This is a genomic window from Planctomicrobium limosum, assembly GCF_051465645.1.
In the GTDB taxonomy this organism is placed as follows: Bacteria; Planctomycetota; Planctomycetia; order Planctomycetales; family Planctomycetaceae; genus Planctomicrobium.
On sequence record NZ_CP195790.1, the window covers coordinates 2,940,038 to 2,952,183 of the forward strand.

The following is a 12,146-nucleotide window of genomic DNA, read 5'->3' on the forward strand; positions in this document are numbered from 1 at the left end:
TTCATCTTCCAGTCATTCGGATCAGTACGCAAGTCGGGATCGGCCGGGAAGGTTCACGCTGTCATCGTAGATGAACTACAGACAATAGCGGGAACAGCAGAAACTACTGGGGAAGCTGGTGAGGACTTGCAGGAAGGGTTTCGCCGGACTTCTGAAGCAACCGCAACTCAAGTTCACGGACGAGATCGGCTCCGAGGACGTGCTCGATTCGGTCCGCATCGTAGTCGGCATTGGCAGGAGCAGCATCGGCATAAGTAATGAGATACAATTCCCAGAGTCGATGGTTGCGAACGGCTCGACGTGCAAGAGCAGCTCCATCTGGCGTCAGCTGGTATCTCCCAGCAGACTTCTCTTCAACATAATGGCTACGGATCGCGAGTCGCAATCCACTCTGTAGCTCGCTGCGTTTCCACGCCCGCATTCGCAGCAATTCGTCGCCGGTAAGTCTTGCGTTCAGCAGATCGAGATCTGACACACCAGGTTGCTCGGTTGTCGATTCCACCCGTTCATAAAATGCTCGCAACAGATCATGTCGTCCGGTCTGTTTACGAAGCTGCCGCTGGTCTAACCACATCCAGAACAGACCATGACCTGTCCCGAGCACCATGCTGACAAGAAACAGTGCACTCCCGCACAAAACGATGACAGGCCCCGCCGCCAACTTGGGAGCCAACGCACTTAAAATTGTTCCGCCAGCCCCAGAGATGGCCCCCAGCAATGCGGAGATTGCCATCAGGTAACGTAAGTCATCTGTCCAGAATCGAGCAGATGCTGCAGGAATAATCAAAATGGCGACGACCAGAATCAGCCCAACGGTCTGCATCCCGATGATTGTCACTGCAACAACCATGCAGGTGAGCAAAGCGTCCAGAACTTTAACAGGCCATCCACACGATGAAGCATAATCTTCATCGAAGCAGAGCAGCGAAAACTCTTTGAAGAGCAACAGAATGAGCCCGATCAGGAAGACTGCTGCACCGCCGAAAACCCAGACATCTGACGTTACGATCGATGCCGTTTTGCCATACAGATAACTGTTCAGCCCCGCCGATGCGGCCGTTGGCATTCGTTGAATCACTGTCAAAAGAGCCGCCCCGAGACCATAGAAGAGGCTCAGCGTAATCGCCATCGCAGCATCTGCTCGCAATGGCGAATAGCGGTCAATCAACATGACACAGAGTGCTCCGGCCAGTCCCGACAGAAACGCTCCTGTGATCAGCGCAGGGAGACTCTTCCCTGTCCCTGGCGCGATGACTTCGCACACAATGAAAGCAATGGCGATTCCCGGTAACGCAGAATGGCCGACCACATCTCCAATTAACGCACGCTTGCGAAGCAGCATGAAGACGCCGACCAGTCCCCCGCAGACACCCAATAGCATTGTCCCCAGCAGAACGATTCGCGTATGGGCGTCCTGAAGAAACAAAACACGTCGAACACTGGAATGGGAATTATATTCAGCGGCAGCAGCACTCACCGGGAGAAAGCAGAACACTGCCCCACACACTGCGATCAGCAGCGATAATCTCCTGCAGAGAGTCCAGAATTGGTGTCGTTGATCAGACATGCCGCGTTCAGCTCATTGCCAGTTGAAGCCTAAAATCGAACAGACTGAAGTTCTTTCGACGGTATCTCCACGAGGAGGCGTTCTTCCATTGCGAAGAAGACACTGTCACTGCTCCGTGTGACCGGATGGTTAACGTCCGGCAAGACGGGATCCGACCTGATCCAGCAGAGACAACTTTCCTCCGTAGGTGCGTTTCAAGTTTTCTTCAGTAAAGGCAACTGACGTCGGGCCAGAGGCCACTAACCGCAGATTCAACAAAAGAACATCATCAAAGTATTGCGGCACCGTCTGCAAATCGTGATGCACAACCAAAGCTGTTTTCCCAGCGGACCGCAGTTCCTGCAGCAATGCAACAATCGCCCGTTCTGTTGCCGCATCGACACCAGCAAACGGTTCATCCATCAGATAGAGATCGGCATCCTGAGCAAGAGCACGCGCAAGGAACACGCGTTGCTGCTGTCCTCCAGAAAGCTGACGAATCTGTCGTTTGGCAAAGTCTGCCATGCCGACTCGATCGAGCGCATGTAACGCCTGCTCGCGATACTTCTTTGTCACCCAACGGAACCAGCCAATGCGGCGATACAATCCCATTGCAGTCACATCCAGTGCGCTGACGGGAAAGTCCCAGTCCACACTTGATCGCTGCGGAACATAGGCGACTCGATTTCGAACCTTGTGATACGGTTCACCAAAGAACTTCACTGAACCAGAAACGTGAGGAACGAGATCCAGGCACGCTTTAATCAGCGTACTCTTCCCTGCTCCGTTTGGCCCGATGACTGCGACCAGCTTTCCCATCGGAGCAACGTAGTCCACATCCCACACAACCGGACGCCGATGATACGCGACCGTCAGATCCCGAATCGACAGCGGTGACGTTTCGAATTCATTTGGTCGCTGTTGAGTGTCAGGTTGAGAAGACATGGAGCAAGCTTGGACCGGTAAGGGACAATTCCGCAATTCTGGTGAAGTCAAAATCACATTGGGTGTTACCGATTCTACAAACTCCAAAATCGAAAATGTAGCCTATGCTGCAATTCCACGCCGGGACGCCCAGAACTCCCTGCCAAGTCAGTTCCGCAATGCACTTACGAATGTGCAACGCATTACGATTTTAACGAGGACTGATTTCCTGCACTGGCTTTGAAGCTAGATCCAAGTGTCTCCGCAATCAGGCATTTCTGGAGTCGCTTTCAGATAGAAATAGGCATCAACTGGTCCAAAAGAGTCGTCGTCCAGTTCGATCCGTCGGCGTATGTACTCGCCTTCATCCGTTCCTTCGATCAGATCCAGTGCAACCAAAGTCTCAGGCCGCACTTCCCAAATTTCTCCTAGAATTGCGCGACCATTCAACTCGGTATCGAGCAAACCGGGGTACGTTCCGACGTTGACCATTCGGTAGCGGGGAACTGTTCTGGCTGTCCCGACGAATGTTTCAGCCTCCAATGCATAATGCCGGCAGAACCCTTTTTTCAGTGTTCCGTACACAAAGATTCGCTGTTGCGGAGGAATCTGATTCATCGTTGCCATCTCGATTGGACCGATCGTATCAGTCACTGTTTCCGGGACCATAGAGAGGAATTCGATCTCGACACTGGAGCAAGTGTGTTCATTCGCCACAGATTGCCGAAGAGCGATTCCATTTCGACAACTCATTCGCGATGATAAAAGGAAGAATATCATCCCCGTCAAGTTGCCGTCTTCCGAGTTGCAGACACCATTTGGCTGCGCACTGCGTCGTTGAATCACTCACGTACGACTCCCATTCTCAGGCTCGGGTTCCCCGGTAACAGACACTCGATTAAAGAAATTTCCACAATTCATGGCACGCTGCGACCAGGGTTACATCTGTGAAGTTTGTGGAGAAGAGGTCCCGCACATTGGTGTCAGTGACCTCTACTTGCGATTCGTCATCGGAGAAATTGACGGACGAAAGCTACTCGCCGCGCCGGAACGCCACCTTCAATGTAATCCGACACTGGCTCAATTCATTGTTCATGAGAAATTCCCGACGGTCGTTGTAGATGGCCCGTTTGCCAAGGAATTTCTCGATTCGGAATACGTTCGCCAACGCGAAGAACTCGTCACTCGGGGCTGGGTCCGATTGCAGGAACTGAAATCACTCCGTCTTCCTTTTAACGAGTATCCATTGCCGGAATTTCAGAAGAAACGCCCTGGCAAGGGATCAAGCGAAGATGACTCACCAGCATTGGCAACCTGATTCCCGGGATCGATTTCAACGCAGTCAATCAGAGTAGAACAACTTTCAGAGTACAGAGTGGTCTTCCATTGAATTCCCACATCAAACGGACATTTTCGATCGACGTGACCAAAGACCATCTCGTCTTTTCGGCTGGTCACTTCATCACCATCGGTGACTTCTGCGAACGGTTGCATGGACACAATTTTCGCCTTGCTGCGAATATTGAAGGTCCGCTCGACGAAAACGGGTTCGTTTTTGACTTCATTGCACTGCGGGATGAACTCCAACGAGTTTGCGATTCCCTCGATCACCGCATGTTATTGCCGTTGTTGCATCCTGAAATTCATGTCGATATTCAGGAGCGGGAAGTCGAAGTCAAATATTCTGACCGTCGCTGGGTCTTCCCAAAAGACGAATGCATTCTGCTCCCGATCAAACAAACAACGGTTGAAATGATCGCTGAATGGATTGGTCTGAATGCAATCAGCCGCCTGAAGGTCAATCAAATGGCCACATTGACGATCAAACTCGAAGAAAACTTCGGGCAATGGGCCAATTGCCGCTTCGACCTGCCCTTGTCAGTCAATTCCAGTTCTGCCGATTCGCTCGCCAGCTCTGATTGCTGAAGTGACTGGAGATTGCTGCAAATGAGCAATTTCAGTATTACCTAGGCAAATCTCATGTCTGTTTTGGAGTTCCAATTGCGAAATGATCTGATTTTCGCACATGGTTCGCCACACGAATTGAGTCAGTGCCAGAGCACACAACGAACCTGCATGATCACATCCAGAACCAGATGGGTCGGGTGACAGAGCAGACGGTTCGAATTGTCATTTTCACGTCCGCGAAATTTTGAAACTGAAGACTCCCCATGACAGGGAACGGAACCCCGACCGACAAAAATGGAGCCAGAGAATCGGATCAGCTCCAGTATGTGTCCATCAGCGATGAGACACGCCGTCGGTATCTGAATTACGCAATGTCTGTGATCATGTCACGGGCGTTGCCTGACGTCAGAGACGGCCTGAAGCCGGTTCAACGACGTATCCTCTACACGATGTATGAAGACTTGCGTCTGACTGCGGACGCGAAGTACCGAAAATGCGCGAAGATCGTCGGGGATACGACAGGGAACTATCACCCTCACGGCACCGTTGCAGTCTATGACGCCATGGTGCGGCTCGCTCAAGACTTCACGATGCGGGTTCCACTGGTCGATGGTCAGGGAAACTTCGGGAGCCTGATGGGACTCCCCGCTGCGGCCGAGCGATATACCGAAGCCCGCGTCACGAAAATCGCGGAACGCCTGATGGGTGAGCTGCGGTATAACACTGTCGAAATGCGGCCCACTTATGACGCCGTTCGTGAAGAACCCGTCGTCCTGCCAGCTCAATTCCCGCACCTGCTCGTCAATGGAACGCAGGGAATCGCGGTCGGGATGGCAACCAGTATTCCGCCGCACCATCTTGGCGAAGTCATCAAGGCATGCAGCTTTCTGATTGACACACCTGATGCCACCTTGCCGCAGGTGATGAAGTACATCAAAGGCCCTGACTTCCCACTTGGAGGCCGCGTTGTCACAGATAAGAAAGAGCTGAAGACCACGTACGAAGAGGGCCGAGGAACGATCAAAGTTCGAGCCGAATGGGCACTCGACAAGGACGGTCGCAAAGAAGTCAACAATCGGATCGTCATTAATTCCATCCCGTATGGAGTGGAAACCGGCCCGCTGGTGAACTCACTCGGTGATATCCGCGACTCACGGAAGCTGCCACAACTGATCGATGTCGCCGACGAATCGAGCGGAGAACTTGGTCTGCGCATCGTGCTGCACATCAAGCCAGGCAGTGACCCAAACACGGTGATGGCTTATCTCTATAAGCATAGCCGCCTCGAAGACAACTTTGCATACAACGCAACTTGCCTTGTCCCAGACGAGCATGGCGTCCTCCTGCCACGTCGATGCAGTCTTATTGAAATCCTCAAGTATTTCCTCGACTTCCGGCTCGCCACGATCCGCCGCCGATTCGAATTCCTCCTCGCTGCTCTCGAAAAGCGAATCCACATTTTGCGTGGACTTGTCATCATTTTCGATGGGCTGGAAAAAGCCCTGAAACTCATTCGTCAAAGCACCGGAAAGCAGGACGCGTGCGAGAAACTCGTCAAAGCATTTCCGCTTGATGAAGTTCAGGCGACCGCCATTCTGGAACTGCAGCTCTATCGAATCTCGACACTTGAGATCGGCCGTATTCGTGAAGAGCTGACAGAGAAGGAAAAAGAAGCGGAACGAATTCGCCGCATTCTGGCCTCTGAGAAGCGACTCTGGGGCGAAGTTCAAAAAGAACTGGATGCCCTCGGGGCCGAGTTCGAAGACAAACGCCGCACGACACTCGGATCATCAGAAGAGATCGCCGAGTTCGATCCGCAGGCGTATATCGTCAAGGAAAACACGAACGTCGTGCTGTCGTCGGAATCCTGGGTCAGACGGCTCGGCAAGATTTCGAGCATCGATAAGCTGCGAGTCCGCGAAGGCGAAACGATTCTCAACGTTCTTCCTGCGTCGACACTCGATCATCTCATTTTCTTCTCGAACGACGGTGTTGCCTACACGTTACCCGTCGAACAGATTCCGCCATCAACAGGCTATGGTGAACCGCTTTCGAAGCACATGAAACTGGGGGACGGAACGAGCATGATTGCGTCGCTCACAACCGACCCACGATTCACACCACCAGACGTCGAATACGAAGGCTTCCCACCGGCACCATACCTGTTTGTTGCGACCGCATTCGGAAACGTGATGAGAATTTCTCTCAGTCCATTCCGCGTCGCATCCACAAAATCTGGTCGCCGGTACTGTCGACTTGTTGAAGGCGATCGTGTTGTCCATGCGGAACTGATGGGAGAAGAGGACACCGTCTTCCTGATCTCACGTCAGGCCCGCCTGATTCACTTCGCTGTGACTGATGTCCCGATCCTGTCTGGAGCAGGCAAAGGGGTCCGCGGAATCAAGATTCCGGATGGGGATCTGGTCCTGGGAGCCAAACGGCTTTCGAGGCCAAGCGATGTCCTCAAAGTCATTAACGAGCATGACAAGATCCTGAGTTTCGGGCAGATGAAATACGTGGTGACCTCACGCGGTGGAAAAGGCTCGAAGATCAGTCAGCGAACCGGAATCAAGTCGATTGTGCTCGACGAAGTCACTCCTGTTGACTGGAGTTCGATCGAAGCAGAATCAAAGAGCTAGGCCGGTTCAGCCTGATGCGGCCGCGCAGCAGTCTACTCGATGGGAAGACTGCTGAATCCCTTGTTCAAACTGATCACATCCATCCCTATCACGCCAACACTAAAACAGCATGACTAACGAACGTGTTGCAATCATCACCGGAGGCGCCAGGGGGATTGGATTAGGCATTGCCCGACAACTGGCAGCGAACGGGTGGAACCTGATGTTGAACGGCATTCGCCCGATCGATCAGGTTCGTGACGTGTTGGCAGAACTATCAGTCTATCATACGACGATTGCCTATTGCCCAGGAGATATTGGGAACTCCGACGATCGTGCTCGACTGGTCAAGGCAACGATTGACCAGTTTGGGGAGATTACTTCACTGGTGAACAACGCTGGTATCACGTCACCGGGAAGAAAAGACCTGCTCGATGCGGATGAAGAGTCCTTCGATCGGGTGATTGATGTCAACCTGAAGGGGCCCTACTTCCTGACTCAGCTGGTCGCCAGAGAGATGGTGAAGCAAACCGAGAGATCACCAGCCAACCGGAGATCGGTTGTCTTCGTCTCATCAATCTCAGGTGAATTCGTTTCGACAAATCGTGGAGACTATTGCCTCACGAAGTCAGCCCTGGGCATGGCCACTCAACTCTGGGCAGCGCGACTTGCGGAATTTGAAATCGATGTCTTTGAAGTCCGTCCCGGTGTTATTCGCAGCGACATGACTTCAGGGGTCGAAGAGAAATACAACAAGCTCATCGCAGACGGACTGACGCTGAATCGACGTTGGGGCAATCCTGAAGATGTCGGAAAAGCAGTGAAAGCACTCGTCTCAGGTGACATCCCTTACGCCACGGGACAAGTGCTGAAAATCGATGGTGGAATGACCATTCACACGCTGTAGTTCCACTGCATTTCCAACGAAGTGCGATCATCGCTCCGATCTGGTCGACTGCCGGTGACGATACCTGCTTGAACATCACGCTCTCAAGCAGTTTGTCGAACCGATTCATGCGACAGTCCAAGCACATTCCGATTCTGGATCCCTTGCGTGGAATCGCGGCGCTGGCGGTCTGCTTCTATCACTTTACCTGCGGGAATTCTGAGTTTCTTGCTCGCACCGATCCCATCCGAGTCATTGGCTCATGGTGCTGGCTGGGGGTAGATGCCTTCTTTGTGATCTCTGGATTTGTAATCCCCTACGCACTCTTCCAACGCTCTTATACTTACCGAAACAGCAGCGAGTTCCTGCTACGACGATTCAAACGCATCGAACCTCCCTATGTGGCGTGTATCGCGCTTGTCGTCCTGCTGCATTACATTTCTTCGCTGGCACCGGGATTTCGTGGAGCCTCCTTCGAAATCGGCTGGCCTCAGTTACTGGCTCATGCTGGTTACCTGAATGCCATTCTCGGGTACGATTGGCTCAATCCCGTCTTCTGGACACTCGCGATTGAGTTCCAGTTCTATCTGTTCATTGCGGTCATCTTCCCATTACTCATTCACGAGAGTTGGTCGGTCAGAGTTGCTTGTCTGACCATGATCTCACTTCTCGGATTCCTTGGGGAAGGACATCGAGCGCTGCTGATTCACTGGCTGCCTCACTTTGCCTTGGGCATGCTGGCGTTCCAGTTCCAGATTGGAAAGCTCACGACGGTCTGGTTCGCCTTGCTCATGGGCGTGTTTGCAATTTGCGACACATTCGTCATTGGACCAGCTCAATCTGCGGTTGCCTGTTCTACCGCACTGCTGATCACAACGTGGTCAAACTATCCCATTCCGAACCTACTGAAGCCGCTCGCGTTCTTCGGAACGATCTCGTATTCGCTGTATCTCATCCACACTCCGATCGGCAGTCGAATTACCAATCTGGCAACGCGTCTCCCGGAATCACCGCTGTATCGTTACCCAGCAATCATTCTTGCACTCGGAGTTTCCACGGTCGCCGCGGTTCTGTTCTGGAGATTCGTTGAACGCCCGTCGCAGCGATGGTCCGCGCACACAGGATCAGTCGCGAAGAAGCAGCCAGCAGTTTCGCATGCCGCAGACACAATTGAACAACCGCAGGCGACCAACAAGAAGCAAGAGAATCCGGTATTCAAGTGAGGCTTTTAAAAGACGCCATCACCAAAGTTGACCTCCTGCCTACGCCCGAGACTTGCTGGCTCCGCGCAAGGTTCATGCGGTCCGATGGCCGTCTGCTCATCATCCCAGCGGTGCGATCCTCCTTCTTGAGGAACATACATCGGTTCGCTCCAGTTGCCAGCTTCGGAGTGCTCGAACTCAAACTCACCAAGATCGTCGTAGCGACAGACATAACCGGGCTGTTGCGAGAGAATCAGTTCTTCGTCGTACGCAACCAGAACTTGCTGTTGAATGAGATCCCGACATTCACAATTGATCGGGTGAGCGATGTCCGCATAAAGCCGAGCCCGACCGTCCGGAAATTTCACAGATCTGTTTCTGCCTAACGATTTGCCGCAGCTGGAGCAAAAGGCGGAACGGAGAGCGTTCTTTGAACTGCATTCCGGACACCGATCCGTCAACTTCCGACTCGGCATCGCGACAAATGGACCTTTATCCCCACGGATGATCTTCAGGTCTCGAATCACAAAGGCCTGCTCAATGGTAATCGAACAGAACCCGAGGAGCCGATCCTGGCCACCATTCATCAGCTTGATGCGTACTTCAGAGATTTCCACGTGGCTCTCCTTGCTTTCGCTTGAGCTGACCGCTCAATCAAACGCGAATTCAACCTGCATCAGGTGCAATAAACAGATAAGACACCGAACGTAGATGAGACATTCCGAGCTTTGATTCCCCGAAATCTGGGACCGTCATTCATCTCCGTTAAAACAAGATCCTCTCCACCGAAGCCACCAATTCCAATCGGTGACTCGCATCAACTCGCTAGACGCCAGAGGTCACGTTGTAAACGAACCCCATCTTCATCTGCCGACATCTGGCAGCGACGGATTTCGCATGCGCTGCCGTTCGACACAACGCAAAGCAGGACGATCCGCTTCCGGTCATTCCTGATCCTGCGACGTCTTCTTTGGCGAGTCGTTGAAGAACCGATTTCAGTCGCGAATCCAGCTGCAACGCTGGCTCAGTCAGATCATTTCCAAGCACACTTCCGATCCGCTGGACCGAGCTACTTGCCAGAGCGGCCTGCACCTCATCCATTGAATGCGAGACGCTCGCCTGTTGCGTTGCCCATTCCTGAAAGACTTTGGCGGTCGACAATCCGAACAGCGGTTTCACGATCACAAAGTGGAGCTTGCCAACCACTGGAATCGCTTCAATGGACTCGCCTCGACCAGAGCAAATTCCAGCGACCGGGGATTCCAGGAAGAAATTCACATCGCTTCCCAATTGAGCCGCCAGTTCGTGAAGGTCGGAAAGGCTCAACTTCAGCTCCCAGAGTTGGTTCAGCGCAACGAGCGTCGCCGCAGCATCACTCGAACCGCCCCCCATTCCCGCTTCCATTGGAATACGTTTCAGCAGCTGGATCGAAACGCCATCTGTCGCACCGGTTTGCTGTTTCAACAAGCGAGCAGCGCGGATGACAAGGTTCCGATCATTCGCTTCAAGCACCGTTGACGTGACAAAAGAGCGAGGAAAACAGGTCTCGCACGCCAGTTGGACGGTGCCTGATTCAGCGGGAGAGAACTGCAAGACATCATAATGCTGAACAGACAGCATCACGGTCTGCAAATCGTGATAACCGTCGGCACGCCGTCCCAGAACTTTCAACGACAAATTGAGCTTTGCAGGGGTCCAGGCAATCAAAGAGTTCCCCTGTCGTTGCAACCTCACGGTAATACTCTCTTTTGGATCTGCAAAATCTGTCAGGAACCGAAATCATTACACAAAGTGCTCACTGCGACCCAAAGAGGAGGTCAGGATTCTCTGCGATAGACGATTCAGCCTGCTGACAGCTTCGACAAGGAAATACAGAACAGGAAACACTGGCAAAAATCCCCCACTCAGACGAAGGAGCGTGCAGTGCGATGAATTGAGCGACGACAAGAATTTGTTGAAGCTTTGATGTTAAATTTTGATGACAAAGAGTCAACATGTTTCTTCTGTCACCCCCGACATTCTCCTTGAAATCTGAATTCTTTGCGCATCTGGGAACGATGAGCAAAACGCGATTTCTGTCCAGACAGGGTCGATGTGCCGGAACAATGGACCAGCTCGCTGCAGAACCGAAGTCATCCCCTTTGAGAAAAGAAACATCACGTTCACTGGAGATCGATGATACGGCTTCCCTTTGGCTCAGTTTGCTCTAACATGTGACGATGCAGCACACTGAGCAACGTCGGGTCGTTCAGGATGGTGCCTGCCACGACAACTCAAAATTTTGCATTGGATGTGTTTCAACAGAAACGCACTACGGTTTTTATGTCCGAGCTGCCAACAACATCCGTTCCAGCCAATCCCCCCACTGTTGAATTGAAGCCGTATTTTCAGGTTCTGGAAGACATCGAACAGAATTACAACGGCAAACTGGACTGGCCAGTCTTTTTTGGCAACGACAAGCCTGTTGAAATCGACGTCGGATGCGGTCGAGGACTCTTCCTGTTTCACGCAGGACCGGCAAAGCCAGACACAAACTTCCTCGGAATCGAGCTGGACTACAAAGAAGCCCGACGCGGTGCGATGCGTATCAAAAAACGCGAGATGCCGAATGTGCGGATTCTCGGCGGCGATGTCTTTGTTGCCTTTTCCAAGATGATCACCCCGGGATCTGTCGACGCGATTCACGTCTACTTTCCTGACCCATGGTGGAAGCGACGACACCGTCAACGACGCGTTTTCAACGACCGTTTCGCAGACCTTGCCGCAGGACTCCTGAAACCAGGTGGATATCTGCATTCGTGGACGGACGTTGAAGAATATTTTGGTGTCATCTCGGGATTGATGAACCATCATTCCGAGTTCAACACCCTGCCTCCTCCGGACGAACGCGCCCCCGGCGACGACATGGACTACCAGACCAGCTACGAACGGAAAAAACGAAAACTTGGATTGCCGATTTATCGCGGACTTTGGCAACGCCGCTAAGTCAGTCGTGGCAGGATGGGGTGGAACTTCAGTACAGCGTCGCAAAACAAAATACTGCCGCCCCCTCCCTGAGCTCA

11 protein-coding genes are annotated in these 12,146 nt (G+C 52.6%); 6 read left to right on the forward strand and 5 right to left on the reverse strand.

The genetic code is table 11. The features are described from left to right. Positions 1-103 precede the first annotated feature (103 nt). The 3 genes from SH527x_RS11035 to SH527x_RS11045 form a co-directional block, all read right to left on the reverse strand. Positions 104-1,567, reverse strand: a complete 1,464-nt coding sequence (locus SH527x_RS11035) for a metal ABC transporter permease (RefSeq protein WP_437190735.1) — start codon at positions 1,565-1,567, stop codon at positions 104-106. Between the two features lie 129 nt (positions 1,568-1,696). Continuing rightward, entirely contained in the window at positions 1,697-2,491 is a 795-nt protein-coding gene (locus tag SH527x_RS11040; protein WP_437190736.1) for a metal ABC transporter ATP-binding protein, read from the reverse strand. Between the two features lie 225 nt (positions 2,492-2,716). Beyond that, positions 2,717-3,139 (reverse strand): gamma-glutamylcyclotransferase family protein, encoded by a 423-nt coding sequence (locus SH527x_RS11045; protein ID WP_437190737.1) that lies wholly within the window; start codon positions 3,137-3,139, stop codon positions 2,717-2,719. A gap of 250 nt (positions 3,140-3,389) precedes the next feature. On the opposite strand from SH527x_RS11045, the gene SH527x_RS11050 reads away from it, so the two are divergent. The 5 genes from SH527x_RS11050 (at position 3,390) to SH527x_RS11070 (ending at position 9,105) form a co-directional block, all read left to right on the forward strand. Next, positions 3,390-3,788, forward strand: coding sequence for a hypothetical protein (locus tag SH527x_RS11050; protein ID WP_437190738.1), 399 nt, complete (start codon positions 3,390-3,392; stop codon positions 3,786-3,788). Between the two features lie 68 nt (positions 3,789-3,856). Beyond that, positions 3,857-4,396, forward strand: a complete 540-nt coding sequence (locus SH527x_RS11055; protein WP_437190739.1) for a 6-pyruvoyl trahydropterin synthase family protein — start codon at positions 3,857-3,859, stop codon at positions 4,394-4,396. A 245-nt stretch (positions 4,397-4,641) separates the two neighbouring features. Further along, positions 4,642-7,017 carry a DNA gyrase/topoisomerase IV subunit A gene (locus SH527x_RS11060; RefSeq protein ID WP_437190740.1) on the forward strand — a complete coding sequence of 792 codons (2,376 nt, stop codon included), beginning with the start codon at positions 4,642-4,644 and terminating at the stop codon, positions 7,015-7,017. 109 nt (positions 7,018-7,126) lie between these two features. After that, positions 7,127-7,903: a 3-ketoacyl-ACP reductase gene (locus SH527x_RS11065; RefSeq protein WP_437190742.1), complete on the forward strand. Its 777-nt coding sequence runs from the start codon at positions 7,127-7,129 to the stop codon at positions 7,901-7,903. 107 nt (positions 7,904-8,010) lie between these two features. Next, positions 8,011-9,105: an acyltransferase family protein gene (locus tag SH527x_RS11070; protein ID WP_437190743.1), complete on the forward strand. Its 1,095-nt coding sequence runs from the start codon at positions 8,011-8,013 to the stop codon at positions 9,103-9,105. Between the two features lie 5 nt (positions 9,106-9,110). Here the strand turns inward: SH527x_RS11070 and SH527x_RS11075 are convergent, their stop codons facing one another. Together SH527x_RS11075 and ispE are read right to left on the reverse strand one after the other, a co-directional pair. Further along, a complete protein-coding gene (locus tag SH527x_RS11075; protein WP_437190744.1) occupies positions 9,111-9,701 on the reverse strand; it encodes a septation protein SpoVG family protein in 591 nt (196 codons plus the stop codon). Between the two features lie 208 nt (positions 9,702-9,909). Next, positions 9,910-10,818: a 4-(cytidine 5'-diphospho)-2-C-methyl-D-erythritol kinase gene (gene ispE, locus SH527x_RS11080; RefSeq protein ID WP_437190745.1), complete on the reverse strand. Its 909-nt coding sequence runs from the start codon at positions 10,816-10,818 to the stop codon at positions 9,910-9,912. A gap of 588 nt (positions 10,819-11,406) precedes the next feature. Here ispE and trmB point away from each other — a divergent pair. After that, positions 11,407-12,069, forward strand: coding sequence for a tRNA (guanosine(46)-N7)-methyltransferase TrmB (gene trmB / locus SH527x_RS11085; RefSeq protein ID WP_437190746.1), 663 nt, complete (start codon positions 11,407-11,409; stop codon positions 12,067-12,069). Positions 12,070-12,146: the final 77 nt, after the last annotated feature.